At 42.3% G+C, this 15693-nt stretch carries 19 protein-coding genes; 8 read left to right on the forward strand and 11 right to left on the reverse strand.

Going from position 1 to position 15693, the window contains the following annotated elements:
- Nucleotides 1-80 precede the first annotated feature (80 nt).
- The 4 genes from BK582_RS21610 to BK582_RS21625 all read left to right on the forward strand — a co-directional run bounded on the left by BK582_RS21610 (nt 81) and on the right by BK582_RS21625 (nt 2955).
- Nucleotides 81-899 carry an ion transporter gene (locus tag BK582_RS21610; protein WP_078597020.1) on the forward strand — a complete coding sequence of 273 codons (819 nt, stop codon included), beginning with the start codon at nt 81-83 and terminating at the stop codon, nt 897-899.
- A gap of 206 nt (nt 900-1105) precedes the next feature.
- Nucleotides 1106-1399, forward strand: coding sequence for a MerR family transcriptional regulator (locus BK582_RS21615; RefSeq protein WP_078597021.1), 294 nt, complete (start codon nt 1106-1108; stop codon nt 1397-1399).
- Between the two features lie 160 nt (nt 1400-1559).
- On the forward strand, nt 1560-2405 hold the full coding sequence (locus tag BK582_RS21620; protein WP_078597022.1) for a divergent polysaccharide deacetylase family protein: 846 nt from the start codon (nt 1560-1562) through the stop codon (nt 2403-2405).
- Nucleotides 2398-2955: a GNAT family N-acetyltransferase gene (locus BK582_RS21625; RefSeq protein WP_078597023.1), complete on the forward strand. Its 558-nt coding sequence runs from the start codon at nt 2398-2400 to the stop codon at nt 2953-2955. The genes BK582_RS21620 and BK582_RS21625 overlap by 8 nt, the downstream gene beginning before the upstream one ends.
- A gap of 11 nt (nt 2956-2966) precedes the next feature.
- On the opposite strand, the gene BK582_RS21630 is transcribed toward BK582_RS21625, so the two are convergent.
- Together BK582_RS21630 and BK582_RS21635 are read right to left on the reverse strand one after the other, a co-directional pair.
- On the reverse strand, nt 2967-4607 hold the full coding sequence (locus BK582_RS21630) for a M20/M25/M40 family metallo-hydrolase (protein WP_078597024.1): 1641 nt from the start codon (nt 4605-4607) through the stop codon (nt 2967-2969).
- A gap of 84 nt (nt 4608-4691) precedes the next feature.
- Nucleotides 4692-4934, reverse strand: a complete 243-nt coding sequence (locus BK582_RS21635; protein ID WP_078597025.1) for a hypothetical protein — start codon at nt 4932-4934, stop codon at nt 4692-4694.
- Nucleotides 4935-5119: 185 nt separating this feature from the next.
- Here BK582_RS21635 and cbpB point away from each other — a divergent pair, with 185 nt between their 5' ends.
- From cbpB to BK582_RS21650, 3 genes are all read left to right on the forward strand, one after another.
- Nucleotides 5120-5569 (forward strand): cyclic-di-AMP-binding protein CbpB, encoded by a 450-nt coding sequence (gene cbpB / locus BK582_RS21640; protein WP_078597026.1) that lies wholly within the window; start codon nt 5120-5122, stop codon nt 5567-5569.
- Nucleotides 5570-5741: 172 nt separating this feature from the next.
- Complete coding sequence (gene namA / locus BK582_RS21645; protein WP_078597027.1) at nt 5742-6770, forward strand: NADPH dehydrogenase NamA; 1029 nt, start codon at nt 5742-5744, stop codon at nt 6768-6770.
- Between the two features lie 145 nt (nt 6771-6915).
- The gene (locus BK582_RS21650; RefSeq protein ID WP_078597028.1) at nt 6916-7806 is read left to right on the forward strand and encodes a VanW family protein; all 891 of its coding nucleotides are present in this window, start codon (nt 6916-6918) and stop codon (nt 7804-7806) included.
- 153 nt (nt 7807-7959) lie between these two features.
- Here BK582_RS21650 and BK582_RS21655 read toward each other — a convergent pair whose 3' ends face one another.
- The 9 genes from BK582_RS21655 to BK582_RS21695 all read right to left on the reverse strand — a co-directional run bounded on the left by BK582_RS21655 (nt 7960) and on the right by BK582_RS21695 (nt 14973).
- Complete coding sequence (locus BK582_RS21655) at nt 7960-8271, reverse strand: redoxin domain-containing protein (protein WP_269148990.1); 312 nt, start codon at nt 8269-8271, stop codon at nt 7960-7962.
- Nucleotides 8272-8280: 9 nt separating this feature from the next.
- Nucleotides 8281-8487, reverse strand: coding sequence for a hypothetical protein (locus tag BK582_RS21660; protein ID WP_078597030.1), 207 nt, complete (start codon nt 8485-8487; stop codon nt 8281-8283).
- Nucleotides 8488-8680: 193 nt separating this feature from the next.
- A complete protein-coding gene (locus BK582_RS21665; RefSeq protein ID WP_078597031.1) occupies nt 8681-8998 on the reverse strand; it encodes a toprim domain-containing protein in 318 nt (105 codons plus the stop codon).
- Between the two features lie 210 nt (nt 8999-9208).
- Nucleotides 9209-9649, reverse strand: coding sequence for a YaaR family protein (locus tag BK582_RS21670; RefSeq protein ID WP_078597032.1), 441 nt, complete (start codon nt 9647-9649; stop codon nt 9209-9211).
- A 127-nt stretch (nt 9650-9776) separates the two neighbouring features.
- Nucleotides 9777-10592 carry a flagellin N-terminal helical domain-containing protein gene (locus BK582_RS21675; RefSeq protein ID WP_078597033.1) on the reverse strand — a complete coding sequence of 272 codons (816 nt, stop codon included), beginning with the start codon at nt 10590-10592 and terminating at the stop codon, nt 9777-9779.
- A 15-nt stretch (nt 10593-10607) separates the two neighbouring features.
- The gene (fliS, locus tag BK582_RS21680; protein ID WP_078597034.1) at nt 10608-11024 is read right to left on the reverse strand and encodes a flagellar export chaperone FliS; all 417 of its coding nucleotides are present in this window, start codon (nt 11022-11024) and stop codon (nt 10608-10610) included.
- Nucleotides 11025-11089: 65 nt separating this feature from the next.
- Entirely contained in the window at nt 11090-11389 is a 300-nt protein-coding gene (locus BK582_RS21685; RefSeq protein WP_177344651.1) for an EscU/YscU/HrcU family type III secretion system export apparatus switch protein, read from the reverse strand.
- A complete protein-coding gene (locus BK582_RS21690) occupies nt 11386-13542 on the reverse strand; it encodes a hypothetical protein (RefSeq protein WP_078597035.1) in 2157 nt (718 codons plus the stop codon). Before BK582_RS21690 ends, BK582_RS21685 begins: the two co-directional genes overlap by 4 nt.
- 141 nt (nt 13543-13683) lie before the next feature.
- The gene (locus BK582_RS21695; protein WP_078597036.1) at nt 13684-14973 is read right to left on the reverse strand and encodes a DNA polymerase IV; all 1290 of its coding nucleotides are present in this window, start codon (nt 14971-14973) and stop codon (nt 13684-13686) included.
- A 200-nt stretch (nt 14974-15173) separates the two neighbouring features.
- Here BK582_RS21695 and BK582_RS27315 point away from each other — a divergent pair, with 200 nt between their 5' ends.
- Nucleotides 15174-15647, forward strand: coding sequence for a hypothetical protein (locus tag BK582_RS27315; RefSeq protein WP_169911195.1), 474 nt, complete (start codon nt 15174-15176; stop codon nt 15645-15647).
- Nucleotides 15648-15693 lie beyond the last annotated feature (46 nt).

A 15693-nucleotide genomic window follows, 5' to 3' on the forward strand; every position in this document is an offset into this window, starting at 1 on the left:
TTCTTTTTTCAGGCTTTTTCTTTTTAGTAAAATAAGAGAGTAACATAAAGTCCCGTATTGTTATGGAGGAAGTTAAATCAATGTCACACACACAAACAAGGCCACCGTGGAAAAAGCAACTGTACGAGATGGTCGAACACCGTTATTTTACACGAGTAATTATCAGTTTAATCTTTTTCAATGCAGTTATCGTAGGGCTTGAAACCTCCCCTGCTATATATGAAGAGTATAAAACGCTCTTTTTCAGGTTGGATATGGTCCTTCTCTGGATCTTCACTGTGGAAATCATCATGCGTCTTCTCGCTGCTCCAAGCTATAAACATTTCTTTACAAGCAGCTGGAACTGGTTTGATCTGATTATCGTGTCAGCAAGCCATATATTCGCAGGCGCTCACTTTATTACTGTCCTGAGGATATTAAGGGTATTGCGTGTTTTCCGGGCAGTATCGGTTATTCCATCTTTAAGGCGTCTCGTTGATGCCTTGCTGATGACAATACCTGCTTTAGGAAATATCATCCTGCTTATGAGCATTATCTTTTATATCTTCGCTGTAACCGGGACTATGCTCTTTCGCGAGGTGGCCCCGGAGTATTTTGGCACACTCGGGCTTTCACTCCTCACACTTTTCCAGGTGGTAACCCTGGAATCATGGGCGAGCGGAGTCATGTGGCCGATTTATAATGAAATGCCCTGGTCGTGGATATACTTTGTTTCTTTTGTGCTTGTCGGAACGTTTGTCATCTTCAACCTCTTTATCGGGGTTATCGTAAATAACGTGGAAAAAGTTGAAACATCAGGGGAAGAAGTAAAGGATACCCACAAGGAAGTAACTGAGCTTAGGGAAGAAGTGCGGGAATTGAAACAGCTCCTCGAGAAACAGCTAAAACGGGAAAACTGAGGTTGCTGCCTGGAAAAAGTCCAGGCAGCTTTTTTAAACTTTCTAACTGGAATGTTCGGAAGAAAAACGCTATGTGAGATTATCTTACAAATGTGAACCGGAAAGCAAACAGCCGTGATATAGTATGAATATACTGAAAATAGTCAAGATCCTTATTCTTAAATGAAGCAGCCAGACTAATAACAATAAGGAAAGGAGTTCCTTTTTTGTCTTATAAAGAAAAAAAAGTTATCAGCATTGGAGTAATCAGTGAATTAACAGGCCTTTCAGAAAGGCAGATCCGTTATTATGAGGAAAGGAAGCTGATTTTTCCTGACCGCAGCAAAGGAGGTACACGAAAGTATTCATTCATGGATGTAGAAAAACTGGTGGACATCGCAAATAAAATAGAAGATGGTATGCAGACCTTTGAAATCCGCCGGGAGGAAAAAAGAAAAGCAAATGTGCGTGATAAAATGCTTCGGGGCCAGTTAAACGCAGCCTTCAAAATGAGAAAATAAGCATCCTCTCTGAAAGCTCTGAGGATGCTTTTTTCATGCCTGTATGAAGATGTTCAAGTCATTTATACAATAATCCTCCCTGTCCAGCCTCTGAATTTTTTCAGATTGTAAATTAGCTAATTTGGCATACTATCCAGAGAAAGTAATGGAGGTGTATAAAATGACAGTTGGCAAAAGAAGGACAGTTTATTTCCTGCTGATCACACTGGTAGTCATTATGACATCCGCCGGGGGGAATGTTTTAGCTGCGGGATCACATACAGAGGAAGAATTGCCTAAGGCAGCAATCATAATAGATGATTTTGGCGGTGACACAGGCGGCGTCATAGACTTTTTTGAATCAGGAATACCTATAACCGCGGCAATTATGCCTTTCCTTGATGAGTCCACCGAACAAGCTGAAAAAGCAAACAAATCAGGGTTTGAAGTAATAGTGCATTTACCGATGGAGCCAAAACGAGGAAAAAAATCCTGGCTGGGGCCGATGCCGGTTACAACTGATCTTTCAACAAAAGAGGTTAAAGAAATAGTCAGAAAGGCTATCGAAGATGTTCCTTATGCCCGTGGGCTGAATAACCATATGGGCTCTAAAGTCGTGGGCAATGAGAGGATTATGCGGGCTATTCTTGAGGTTGCCAAAGAGCATAATCTTTATTTTATCGACAGTGGTACAAGCGGTGACTCAGTCATTCCAAAACTTGCGGAAGAAATGGAAGTTCCATATGCAGTGCGGGATTCATTTCTGGATGACAGTTATTCATCCCGTGATCACGTATTCAGACAAATGGTGAATGTCTGCCGGCTTGCGAAAGACCAGGGACAGGCAATTGCCATCGGCCATGTTGGTGTGAAAGGAAAAGATACGTTCGCAGGAATTACTGATGCTCTGCCATACTTTAAGAAAGAGAAAGTTATTATTGTGCCTGCATCTCGTCTTATTAAAAATGAAATTGAAGAAAAGCCTGATACTTTCTGGCAGAAAAAAGCGAGGTATAAAAATGACTAATACAGCCCGGACTTACGAACGTCTCGTCATGAATATTACTGCCAAAGACGGGACTAACGTTATTCTGCGCCCTGTCAGGCAGGAAGATGCAAGTGACATAATTACAGCTGCCGATGATATAATTCGCGGAGGGCGCTTTATTCAGAAAGAAAGAGCAAGGACATTAGAGGAAGAACAATCTTTCATCAGGGAGGTGGCTGAAAAAGACAATATGTATGCTGGAGTCGTAATAGATAACAGGGTCAGAGGAATCGCAAGGCTTGTCCGTGGGGAACTGAAAATGAAACGGCATACTGCACTGTTCCGGACATGGCTCGGCAAAGAGGCACAGGGAAAAGGACTGGGGAATGCAGTAATGGAGTATACTCTCCACTGGGGAAAGATCCACGGTCTTCACAAAATTAATCTGACTGTATTCGCGTCGAATAAAGTTGCTGTTAAATTATATGAAAAGCACGGTTTTGTTACGGAAGGGGTCCAAAAGGAACAAGCCTTAATTAACGGGGAATATGACGATGAGATCTTCATGGCTTATTTTTATAATAAATAAAGGAGCCTGTTTTAACGGGCCCCTTCTTCTTCATCCGCTTCTTCAAATAAAAGCTTAATACCCTTCTTCATGACTGGCGGCAGTTTTTCAAAGGAATAGGTAACATTCAGCCTTTCCAGCCAGCTGTGCGGATCACGGCCATCCGGTCCAAAATTAATCATGGACATATTTAGCTCTTCCATCTCAGCGAGAGGTAAGTCGTAGGTGACTCCCCACAGCGGCATATTTTTTAGCAGCGGTGTTAGCGCCTCCGCCCCTCCTGGAAGAGATGTATAACTTAAATCAGACAGCCCTGGAAAGTAGTTTACCATCTCCAGGTCAATATCCGATTCATCTTTTGCAATTTTTATCAACTCGCTGCTGAATGTATCTATAGTTTTGTCACCTTTGGAGGAAACAGGAGGATAATATGGCGGAGCATAAAATAATACAATCATCGGCGCCTTATCTTTGCATACAGATGCCATTTCATGAACTATTCTGTATGATAATTCCCTGTCATCCCCCTGAACTTCAGCCTGGAGATATGAAAGCATACGCTCTGCCTCTTCTTCCCCCACTTTGGAAACAGCAAGATCCCATAGTTGTTCGTATGTGTATATGTTTATATTCCGTTTCCGCGGTATATAATCCAGCGTTTCCGCAAACTTTTTTTCCCGTTCATTATAATCTCTGATTATATTTTCAGCTGCTGTTCCTGCAATCTCAAGCAGGTCCTTTGTTACTTCTTTGAGCGGCTTTCCCATGGACATTAAATTAAAAATGGTAACAGCAGCGTGAGGGATCTGAGTAGAATATTCTTCTTTTAAATCCTTCTGTATCAAATTCGCAGGCGGTGGTGTTTTTTCTTCCTCCACCTTTTCTGTAAACATAGGATTAAGTTCCAACAGGCTGGTAATGTGCGAAGCCATAAAATTTCCGTTCAATCCGGAAAAAGGTTCTGCCACATGTGCTTCCTCCCCATAACAATAAAAACCCGGAAGTATTTTACCAAGAGAACCCTGATATAAATAGCGCTGCGTATCTCCAGGATATTTTGTAAACATAGGTTCCGTGTTCCAGACGACTTTATAATTAAGGTTATGATGCCTGGCAAGTTCCTGAAGAACAGGCACAGCAGCTCTCATTCCTGCAGAGTTTACTTCTTCATCCGGTACGGCAAGCAACATTAAATTACCTTCGAACTCCCCCGCTGCCGCAGCTTCAATCATTGACATAGAAAGTGCAATTCCAGCTTTCATATCCATTACACCCCGTCCGAAGATCCATTCATCCTTCTCCAGATCTTTCTGGACAAAATCAGGAAGGCTCTCCCGCTGTTCAAGCATTTGTACAGTCAGTTCTCTTGGACGAAAAGCGAGGTTCTTCCACTCTCCGTAATCTTCCACATCCACTACATCAAGATGGCCCATTAATATAATTGTTTCAGCTGAGGGTTCTTTCGATTTAACAAGAGCAGTAACAAACTTTCTTCCGTCGTCTGTATAGTGGGTCTGCAAATGATCGCTGTTTTCAGAAAAATATGTAAGTGTTCTGAGTTCATAATCTACAAACTCCATTATTCCGATTTCTTCCTGTGACCCGGTGACACTTGCATATTCGCAAAGTGAAATTGTCAGGGCTTTCAAACCTTCTTTTGACTGCCATTTCATTCAGTTTCCCCCCTGCAAGAGATGTATTTATTGTCGATTACTCTTTTATTATCATACAATTTATTCAGAGAGGTTTAAAGGTCTTTATTTTACCTGATGAAACTGCAGCACTACTGCTGGTTCTTTGTCTATATAAACAACCTGCGTTTTATATCCTTCTTCTTTTCTTGCTCTGAATGTTCTTTCTGTTACCGGTCTTTTTGTTCCCCACTGCAGCGTGGAGATGTCCTCCCATGATCCATTTGTAATCATTTCCTGTTTATAATAATATTTATTGCCTGAAGGATATGTTTCACATATATATTTTACAGTTTGTCTGCTGTGCATTTTTCATCACCTCAGCAGATAGTATTAGCACGTGAAACAGCGGCTAAACAGAGGGACAAGCTGAAATTAACAAATGTAAGCGTTTTCTTTTTGACTTTTTTTCATCCAGCCACTAACATAGTATATAGATATAAAGTTTACATTTTCCCCCTAATATAAATCTCATAAAAGAAAGTGTGCATTTTATGCAAAAACTTGATGATTGGAATATTCTTGATAACAAGATCACACCATTTATGATTCCGGCAGAAAAAGTTGCCCATGTACACCCGGACAATACACTGGAACACGCTCTGTTAGTGCTGATAAAATCTGGTTATACAGCAATTCCTGTACTTGATACTTCCTTTAAATTGCATGGTTTAATAAGCAAAGCGCAGATTCTCGATTCTATTCTGGGGCTTGAGCGTATAGAGCCTGAACGGCTTCAGAATACAAAAGTTGACGGAGTAATGACTTCTTCCCTTGCATGCATAAACGATTCAGATACATTTGAAAGAGCACTATCCTATTCCATTAACCATCCATTCGTGTGCGTGGAGAATTCAGACGGTGAATTCATGGGGATTATTACACGAAGCAAACTTCTGGCTTATCTGAATGGCTATTTGCATGAATCGAGAAAAAAAACATAGCTGTAGGACAAATAAGCACCCCTGCTGAAAAGGGGTGTTTTTATTTTCTCCTCAGAAACTGAGGGTTCCGGCAAATTTTTATACTGCAAGACTCCATTCTGACAAATTACCCTTTATTATGCTACAGTAAGTATGAAAACCCCGATGAGACAGATGAAAAGGAGCTGTAATTATGAATGCAAAGTTGTTTTCTCCGTATGAAGTAAAAGGTGTTTCCATAAAAAACCGCATCGTTATGTCGCCAATGTGTATGTATTCATCATATAGCAAGGACGGGAAAATCAGTGACTGGCATTATCCCCATTACATAAGCCGAGCTGTCGGCCAGGCAGGGTTAATAATGATAGAAGCCACCGCAGTAACAGAACAGGGAGTTATTTCTGACCAGGATCTTGGTATATGGTCAGACGAACATATTGAAGGACTTAAAAAACTCACCACAGGAATGAAACAATATGGTTCAAAAACAGCGATTCAGCTGGCCCATGCTGGTCGAAAATCCCTGTATGACGGCGAAATTGTTGCCCCTTCCCCAATTGCTTTCGATGAGAAGAGCAAAAAGCCGAAGGAAATGACTGTGGAAGAAATAAAAGAAACGGTGAAAGCATTTAAAGAAGGAGCACGCCGTTCAAAGGAAGCTGGTTTTGATATTATTGAGATCCACGGAGCTCACGGATATTTAATTAACCAGTTCCTCTCCCCGCTCACAAATAAACGGGAGGATGAATATGGAGGAAGCAGGGATAACCGTTTCCGCTTACTGAAAGAAGTAATCGAAGCGGTCAAAACAGAATGGGACGGCCCTCTGTTTACAAGAATTTCTGCAGATGAATACCACGAAGATGGTAATAAAATGGAGGACTTCGTTTATTTTTCAACAGAGATGAAAGAACTTGGTGTTGATCTGATTGACTGCAGCTCCGGAGCTGTAGTAAGAGCACGTATTTCACCTTATCCTGGCTACCAGGTACGCTATGCCGAGACAATCAGGAAAGAAGCAGGAATTGCTACTGGAGCAGTTGGTATGATTACTTCTGGTATTCAGGCCGAAGAAATACTTCGAAATGAACGGGCTGACCTGATTTTTATCGGAAGACCTTTCCTGAGAGATCCATACTGGCCAAGAACAGCTGCTGGTGAGCTTGGAGTGGAACTGGATCCTCCATACCAATACAGCAGGGGCTGGCAGGCAGTTAACTGATGCCTGCAAATATCCTGCAGCTGTATACAAATAAAAAAAGGCTGTGTGTTCCATTAGAGAACACACAGCCTTTTTTATTTTTTCTGTCCACTTTTACATGAAATAAAAGACTTGAACCCCATACTATAATACGGAGGCGATGAGTATGAAATATTTCAGTTTATTTATCTTAGCTGCATTATTACAATTAAATACAGGGGATGAAAGTATTATTCTTACACATGAAGGAAATACTCTCGCAACAGTGGCACATACTGCGTTAACCTCCGATATTCTGGGAGGGCCTCATATTGATGAGAATAAATTTGAGGAGTTTCTCGCTAAGCTTGATTCACAGGTTTATAAAGAACCGGTGAATGCTAAAATTGATAAAAGCGGCCGGATAATTGGAGGAAAACCCGGTTATAAGCTTGATAAACAAGCTTTTTCCGAAGCATTTTTAACCTATTTTTACCGGGGAGATGGGGGGAAGATGGAAGTACCGAAGCTTGTTATCCACCCGAAAGTGGATAGTGAGCTCCTGGCAAATTTGCATGTAAGGCAGTTAAGTTCCTACGTGACTTATTTTAACATTAAAAATGAAGAACGTTCACAGAATATAGCTCTGGCTGCAGAAGCACTTGACAGCCATGTCGTATTTCCAGGTGAGGTTTTTTCTTTTAACGATACGGTGGGTGAAAGAACGGCTGAAAAAGGGTATCTTCCTGCACCTGTCATCGTTAAGGGTGAATTGTATGAAGGAGTGGGAGGAGGTATCTGTCAAGTATCTTCTACTTTATTTAACGCTGTAGACATGGCAGGGGTAGAAATCCTTCAGCGTTACTCTCACAGCCGCCGTGTTTCCTACGTGCCGCCTGGAAGGGATGCTGCAGTCAGCTGGTACGGACCTGATTTTACATTCAGGAATATTCATAACCAGCCTGTGTTAATCAGAGCTGCAGTAACAGGGAATTCTCTCCTCATTCGAATTTACTCCTCTGATGTAATTAACTATGAGAAAAGAGAAGTACCTTCTGCTCCGAAACTTTATCAGTGAGCAGATACCACTGTTAATTAAACAGAACTGCATTGGGTTCATTCAGCCTGGGCGGAAGGTACTCAAAAAAAGCGCCTTTTCATCTGCTCAAACTGATTTCTCTTCAAGGGATGAAAGGCGCACTGGCAGTATTTACTTTGTTATTGTACGGCTTTACATTCCATCAATTACTTCTAATATGTCTTCCGCATTTTCACCAACTAAATAATCGATTTCCCGTACCATTTGTTCCGTCTCCGGATTTATTGCAGTATATCCTCTGTAAATAGCCTGCTCTTCTTCGTCAATGAAACCAAGGGAAATTCCAAGATCTCCGCTTCTGTCAGAGAGAATACTGAAGCTAAGTCCAAGCTCCTCTTGCAGCTGCCGGTGTTCTTCAGGAGAAGCAGGGCTTATCCCATAAACGTTGACTCCTCGTTCATTAAACTCGTCCATATACGTATTCAGCTGAACCAGCTGATCAATGCAGACTGCTCAGGTTACCCCGGTAAAATAAAGATAGAGTTCTTTTTCCCCACCTGAAGGGAACACTTCCACACTCCCGCCCTCAGTATCAGGGAGCGAGGTTCCAAGCTGTGCCGGATCGTATGACTCATATTCCCCGGCTTCGTTTTCACTGCCGCAGGCAGCCAGTATTAAGAAGAAGCTCATTAAAAGAGCTAGTGTAAATGAAGCCTTCATAAACTAATACTTCCTCCTTCAAAAATCAAATGAAAAATTCCGGATTAACAAACCGCTTGTCCGGAAGAACATAATAATCATACCAGTTTTAGTATAAGCTTGAAAGCACAAGGTTCCGTATTAAATAATTTAATTAAAGAGACCATCCAAAACAAAAGGCCGCAGTCACGGCCTCTCGATTAGAACTTTATTATTATTTGACATTAAAGTACCCGCGAAGCACTTGTGTCAGATAATCAAAGGGGGTTGTTTCCACCTGTCCATACCCTCTTTGCGTATGGAGATGAATGGCGTTAGGCAGTTCTCTTTTTAACTGTTTCCTTAACTTTTCTCCCGCATCATCAGCATCCACTAAAATATACACATCTTTGTCCTCAATAGGAAGAATTAATGTTTCAAGCTTCTCATCGCTTAATGTACCGTACGTACAAACTACATCAACCTGTTCATCAAGCACCTTCCTGACCCGCTCCCGGTCATTTGAGCCCTCTACTATTAATACCTTTTCCATTGCTGATTCATCCTTTTTCCAGTTTAGTGAATACTACTGGCTTTGAAAAGCAGCCAGCAGGCTGCCCTTCTGTTTATTTTTCCTGCACCTTTTTTCTTCATACTGATAACCTGTTTCCAGCCTCGACACAAGTCACAGACTAACCTGAATGCTTATTCTCTCTTTGCAGTTATTTTATGACAGAGCGAGCTGTTTTGTCCTTAATACTATTTATGCGTATATATTAATGAGAAGTCCTTTAATCTCTCCGGTTAATTGCAGGATAGTAAGCCCTTTTTGTTCCTTATTCAGTACAGCATTTGTAAGATCCAGTAATTTACTGTCTACTTCACGGACAATTTTATATACTTTTGTACGCCCGCGCCGGTTAAAACCTTTACGTTCCTCAAGGCTTAAACCAAGCTTTACTGCATCTTCCATAAATTCCTTCACGAGCTGTTTGTATTTTCTTAACTCCTCAACCGTTCTGGATTCTGCAAGCGTTTTTCCCTGTTCATCTATTTTGACCATAAGATTATTCAGTCTTTCATACGCCTGATTGTCTCTGCCTTTTTGCATAATTTCCTGAAATGTAATTTTAGGATCTGTGGAATTATCTTTTTTTTGTGTAATACCGTTCATGCCTGTCCTGCCGACTCTTTGTACGTCCATATGTAAGCTCCTTTACCTTTTGAGACTACTTCTATTATAAGCCAGTTTCCTGGCTGAACCAACCCGGATTTAGCCTTAGCTTCCTGTTTTTATTAAAAAAGAGACCTGTGAAAAGGTCTCTGTTAACTTATTGCAGGAGCTGCAGGACTCCCTGAGGCAGCTGGTTTGCCTGGGCAAGCATGGCAGTAGCTGACTGGTTTAAAATATTATTCCTGGTAAATTCGGTCATTTCAAGAGCCATGTCCGCATCTCTTATTCTGGATTCTGCAGCAGTCAGGTTTTCATGAGTGATCTGCAGGTTATTTATCGTATGCTCCAGCCGGTTCTGGGCAGCTCCAAGAGTTGAACGGGCGTCGGATACATTGTTTATGGCAACGTCAAGCTTGGCGATCGCTCCGGCTGCGTCTTCTTTGACATCAATTTGTTCTCCGGCACCACCAAGTAGTGTCGCCATATCCATTTTAGGAAAAGTAATACTGATCGTCTGATCGGAATTTGCCCCTATCTGGAAATTAAGGCTGTTATCTTCTTCATTCAATAATTTCTTTGTATTAAATTCAGTATTTCTGGAAATACTGTCTATTTCTTCTTCCAGCTGATTTATTTCTTTCTGGATTTGGTCACGGTCTGTTTCCTGATTCGTATCGTTAGCTGCCTGAACAGCCAGTTCACGCATTCTCTGAAGCATAGCATGTATTTCCTGCATCGCTCCTTCTGCAGTCTGAATAAGAGAAATACCATCAAGAGAGTTTCTTTCCGCCTGCTTAAGGCCCCTAATTTGCGACCTCATCTTTTCTGATATAGCAAGACCTGCTGCATCGTCCGCCGCCCTGTTGATTCGCAGTCCGGAGGATAGCTTTTCCAGATTTTTTGATGTATGAAACTGATTCTGGTTTAAGTTTCTGTATGCATTTAAAGCCTGAATATTATTATTTATTTTCATAATGATCCTCCCTGGTCAATCCGTATAAATTGCATTTTGTTCATACGCCGTCGTCTGCCGTCTGATGTTCTCGGGCTTTTTATCCTGAGTATGCTTCATAGCCTCCATCCAGGCTGTGGAAATCCCGGACAGATGGCTTGCTGCTTCATCGACCAGAGACAGATCTTTTTTGTAATTTGCTTCGATTATTATATCAGCTATATAGTTATAGACTGCATCAAGCTGGTCTGCGACAATCCCTGCCTCATAGTTAATGCCCGCTCCTAAACGGTGAATAATATCGCTTGCTTTTTGCAGTTTTAGATTCGCTTCTGTGTAATTCTTATTCTGAATAGCCAGCTTAGCTTCATCAAGATTGTCTAAACAAGCTTCATATAACAAGGCTGTAATTTCCTGGGATGTCTTTTTATGCAGAGCCTCTTTTGTAATCATTTGTTTTCCTCCGTTCCTGAGAAATACGTGTATCTATAAATTTTATCGTCCTGTAATCATATATTTTAATAATTACTTTCGATTTCTTTAACCAAAAGTAATATTTCTGCCATTACTGCATAAAGCTGGGGCGGTACATTATCTCCAAGATCCGTATCAAGAAGCACAGCCAGGAGGTCTGCATCCTCTTCCATAGGTATTCCTTCCTTTGAAGCAAGCTCGATTATTTTTTCGGCAACAGCTCCTCTGCCCTGAGCCACCAATTTCGGCTGTTCCCCGGCCTGGTCGTCATAACGAATGGCGACTGCCGAGGGGCCTCTTTCTTCACGTCTTTTTATATAATTAAAATGCTTTGAGACGATCATATTTTAAAGTCAAATCCTTTCTCGGTCATTACTGGGAACACAGGTCCTGAAGCAGGTTTTTTTTCTTCTTTATGAGTCTCAGTCATCCTGGCGAACTTGACACCTTTAATATAAAAACCCATATCTTCCAGCCTTTCAGTATATTTCTGTGCCACAGGCTTAATTCTGTTTTCAAAATCAGGCTGGTCGTTTTTTAAAACGATGCTGAGGGCTCTTTCTGCGACCTGAAGAGAAATCCCTACTTCGCCCATTCTTTCCGTCCCAACAAGAAAATAGAGGTTACAGTTCTCCCAGTCAAGATTCTTTCCATCATTCCTGGAGTTAACGTAAACCTGTATATTTTCTGACTGCCCTTTCAGTAAAAGAGGAAGCTGAAACATAAGCATTTGCAAATTCTGCTGTGGATCAGCCCTGCTCATCAGCTGCTGTCCGGCAATACTGTTCAGGGATTGCTGTGCCTGCTGCCTCCCTCCTTCATCTTCTCCTCTGACAAGCTGATGAAGAATGGCCTTCAGGTTTCTGTCGGATTCCTGCGGCAGCTGGCGGCCGGAAGCTAAGTGCTGAGCCAGTTCCGCTTCTCTTTGCAGGCCGGTATGCCGGAGACCTTCCAGTATCTCCCGGGGAGAACCCCCATTTTCAGTAAATATTCTTGTGGAATGCTGGAGCTCTCCTGCAAGTCTTTGAACTGGTGGTTTCTGCTGCTGCCATTCTGCCTCCCTCATTAAAGAGTGCTGTACCTTCTGATTAGATGGTTTAAAATTGAGGCTTTCCAGTGTTTGTCTGACTTCTTTAACCAATTGGGATGCATGCTGGGCATTACCTGCCTGAAGGCTTTTTTTAGCCTCAGCCAGCATAGTGCTTGCCTGCATAACTTTCTTCTCCGTTTTCATATCGGTATAAAGCATCCAGTCACTTTTCAATATCGCTTTATCCAGCTGCTTTATTATGTTATCAAGTAATGGTGCTGACTGGTTAACGGCTTCCGGCCTGGACTGCTGTATCAGGATGGATGTTCGAAAAAGCTGGGCTGCCGTATCTCTCTGGAAAGCCTTGAATTCATCAGTTGCTCTCGCAAGACGTTCTGTAATTTCAGTAATCAGAATATTTTTTGACGGAATCTTTTCAGACTGTAGTACCTCGTTTGCCAGATACTGCATTATTTCATTTCTTATATTTGGTTCCATCGCCTGCCTGGAAGCAGAAGGATATACTTTCTCCGCCTCTGCAAGAGCATCAATCATTATTTGTCTCCCTTTGAGCTCCCGGCCTTCTGCCAGCTTTACAGCTGCTTCCGCTGCAGCTTTGTCAATAATAGAAGCAGCATCAGGAACTGCTGAGGTTGTAGCGAATTCCTGCTGAATCCTTTGTATGGCTGTTTGTAAGTCTGGTTCGTTTTCGACAAGTTTCTGGAGACTGAAATAGATACTGTCCCTGCTGCCAGAAGATATGGCCGTTGTTTTTTCTGGTTCAGCCCCGCCTGTATGCCGGATATTCTGTTCTCCCGAAACTTCCATGAGAATCAGGGATCTTACCTGCTCCCAGGACAGCCTCTCCGCTGCTGCCTCTTTGTTTTGCTGCGGGAAGCTATGTACATTCGTTTTATCATTTAAAGCAGCCTGTACCGCCCGAAGCTTTGCCTCAGTGGGTTCAAGACTCTTCTTCGCCAATAATGCGGCAGCTGTTGTCCGCTCTTCCAAAGTTCCTTCTCCACGCTGCAGAAATTTATTTAGGACCTTAACTGATTCTTTTGTTAATGTAATGCCATTATCCGAAAATGCTTTCATTGTCTGCTGCAGATGAGAAGATATTTTCATGCCACCTGAACTTACAGGTGTTTGCTCCCCACCACCGTTTGAGACGTAAGGACCACCAGACCCGTTAGTAACAGAATTCAGTGAAGGACGTCTGCTTTCCCCTTCCACAGTGCTTACCTGGAACTTTTCATTTGCCTTTCCTTCCACTTTAACAGTGACACGATCACCTTGAGGAAGGTCATTAGTAAATACTGCCCTTACTTCCTGCCCCCTGATCGAAAGAAGTGCGTCTCTGCCAGGCAGACGGTTTATAATTCTCCCGTTATATATTTCACCCTCGCGGATTTTCGAATTGCTGTTACCTGGATTCAAGTGTGCTTCCAAATTGTTAATATGCACGTAAAACACTCCCTGTTCCTGCTTGTATTATATATATCGGTTCATCCCATGAAGGAATTTAGAGGAAGTTTAAAATATAAGTACGGCTTCACCTGTTTAAGGTAATGAGCGCAATAAGAAAAAACCGGCAGCGCTGCCGGTTCATTCTTCTTCGTTAAACAGTCCATTATGCATAAAGTCTTTCTCAAGACTCGTTCCCCGCTTCTTTTTATCCCGAAGAAGATCGCTGCGGTCACTTCCATCCCCTTTCTTAATCTGTGTTCCGCTGAGGAGGGAACTTTCCCCATATTTATCCCGCAGTTTATCTACCACATTATTCAGCTTTTCCTGTTTCAAATCTTTCGTGTAGGAAAATAAATCGAGCTGCTTATAAGCCTGCCCTTTTTCAACAAGATCCATAGCAGTAACTCCGAGAAGGCGGACAGGGTCCCCGTCCCAGTATTTGTTCCATAGCTGCCATGCCGCTTCAAAAATCTCTTTGCGGGTGCTTACAGGGTATGGTAGTTTACTGCTTCTCGTAATGGTATTGAAATTGTGGTACCGGATTGTCAGCTGAATATTACCGGCATAGACTTCTTTACGGTGAATCCTTCTGCTCACTGAATCAGCGAGGTTCATAATTACTTTCTTTATTTGCCCGGTATCCTTCACATCTTTTGGCAAAGTTGTAGAGTTTCCGACGCTTTTAAACTCCTCTGCCGCGGAAGGATCTACAGGTCTGTTATCAATCCCATGAGCCTTTTCATACATTCTCTGTCCGCTTATTCCGAAACGCGCCTGCAAATAATCGACCTCGGATTCCGCAATTTGTCCAATTGTATGTATGCCAAGTTTCCCGAGCTTTTCTGACGTCTTTGAGCCTATTCCGTGCATCTCAATTGCCGGGAGAGGCCAGAGCCGTTGTTTTACTTCCCGTTTTCTTAAAACAGTAATTCCCATTGGTTTTTTCATATCACTGGCCATTTTAGCCAGAAACTTATTTGGGGCTATACCTATGCTGCAAGGTAAATTCAGTTCATGTTTAATGCGCCTCTGAAGGTGTTCCGCCAGCTGCAATGCTGTCATCTCAGTGTCTGTTTCTGTTATGTCCATATAACCTTCGTCAATAGAAACTGGTTCAACGAGAGGGGTATACTCATACAGTATTTGAAACATTCTCCTGGATGCATCACGATATTTCCCAAAGTCTGGTTCTCTGACAATAAGCTCAGGACATTTTTTTAAAGCTTCCCATAAAGGCATCGGAGGTTTTACTCCTCTTGCACGTGCTTCATAACTAGCGGTAACGACAATCCCCCGCCTTGCTTCTGCATTTCCGGCTATTGCAAGCGGCTTTCCTGACAGGGCAGGGTCGAAGGCAGCTTCCACAGAAGCATAAAAACTATTCATATCAACATGAAATATTATCCTTCCCTTTCGCGTCCCTGTCATATTTAACCCTCTTTTCAACAAACTTTGATATATGTACCTTCGTTTTTTCCAACTATGCGCAATATGTTAAAGACTACTGCAATTATAATAAATTTCTACTGATTTAAAAATCAGTAAGGAGAAAATTCACTAACTTCACATCACATGAATGAAATTTCAAATATATATTTTGTATAAAAAGAACAAACGTTTCTGTTCGATTGCAGAATAAGACGGCGGTGACTGTCTCTTCCTCTGCTCCTGCGGTTACTCGTCGCAAAAAGAGTTTGCTCCTGCGGTTACTCGTCGCAAAAAGAGTTTGCTCCTGCGGTTACTCGTCGCAAAAAGAGTTTGCTCCTGCGGTTACTCGTCGCAAAAAGAGTTTGCTCCTGCGGTTACTCGTCGCAAAAAGAGTTTGCTCCTGCGGTTACTCGTCGCAAAAAGAGTTTGCTCCGGCGGTTACTCGTCGCAAAAAGCGTTTGCTCCTGCGGGTACTCGTCGCAAAAAGAGGTTTGCTCCTGCGGTTACTCGTCGCAAAAAGAGTTTGCTCCTGCGGTTACTCGTCGCAAAAAGAGTTTGCTCCTGCGGTTACTCGTCGCAAAAAGAGTTTTGCTCCTGCGGTTACTCATCGCAAAAAGAGTTTTGCTCCTGCGGTTACTCGTCGCAAAAAGAGTTTTGCCAGCTTAGTTCCGTAGAATATCCGCCGAGACAACTCGATGCATTTGCGTGAAGAAGGTGCTC

Origin of the sequence: Evansella clarkii (genome assembly GCF_002019695.1) — a bacterium.
Classification (GTDB): domain Bacteria; phylum Bacillota; class Bacilli; order Bacillales; family Salisediminibacteriaceae; genus Evansella; species Evansella clarkii.

Coding starts and splice junctions, on each gene's coding strand:
- BK582_RS21610 (WP_078597020.1), top strand. CDS start 81: ATGTCACACACACAAACAAGGCCACCGTGGAAAAAGCAACTGTACGAG.
- BK582_RS21620 (WP_078597022.1), top strand. CDS start 1,560: ATGACAGTTGGCAAAAGAAGGACAGTTTATTTCCTGCTGATCACACTG.
- BK582_RS21625 (WP_078597023.1), top strand. CDS start 2,398: ATGACTAATACAGCCCGGACTTACGAACGTCTCGTCATGAATATTACT.
- BK582_RS21630 (WP_078597024.1), bottom strand. CDS start 4,607: ATGAAATGGCAGTCAAAAGAAGGTTTGAAAGCCCTGACAATTTCACTT.
- BK582_RS21635 (WP_078597025.1), bottom strand. CDS start 4,934: ATGCACAGCAGACAAACTGTAAAATATATATGTGAAACATATCCTTCA.
- cbpB (WP_078597026.1), top strand. CDS start 5,120: ATGCAAAAACTTGATGATTGGAATATTCTTGATAACAAGATCACACCA.
- namA (WP_078597027.1), top strand. CDS start 5,742: ATGAATGCAAAGTTGTTTTCTCCGTATGAAGTAAAAGGTGTTTCCATA.
- BK582_RS21650 (WP_078597028.1), top strand. CDS start 6,916: ATGAAATATTTCAGTTTATTTATCTTAGCTGCATTATTACAATTAAAT.
- BK582_RS21660 (WP_078597030.1), bottom strand. CDS start 8,487: ATGAAGGCTTCATTTACACTAGCTCTTTTAATGAGCTTCTTCTTAATA.
- BK582_RS21665 (WP_078597031.1), bottom strand. CDS start 8,998: ATGGAAAAGGTATTAATAGTAGAGGGCTCAAATGACCGGGAGCGGGTC.
- BK582_RS21670 (WP_078597032.1), bottom strand. CDS start 9,649: ATGGACGTACAAAGAGTCGGCAGGACAGGCATGAACGGTATTACACAA.
- BK582_RS21675 (WP_078597033.1), bottom strand. CDS start 10,592: ATGAAAATAAATAATAATATTCAGGCTTTAAATGCATACAGAAACTTA.
- fliS (WP_078597034.1), bottom strand. CDS start 11,024: ATGATTACAAAAGAGGCTCTGCATAAAAAGACATCCCAGGAAATTACA.
- BK582_RS21685 (WP_177344651.1), bottom strand. CDS start 11,389: ATGATCGTCTCAAAGCATTTTAATTATATAAAAAGACGTGAAGAAAGA.
- BK582_RS21695 (WP_078597036.1), bottom strand. CDS start 14,973: ATGACAGGGACGCGAAAGGGAAGGATAATATTTCATGTTGATATGAAT.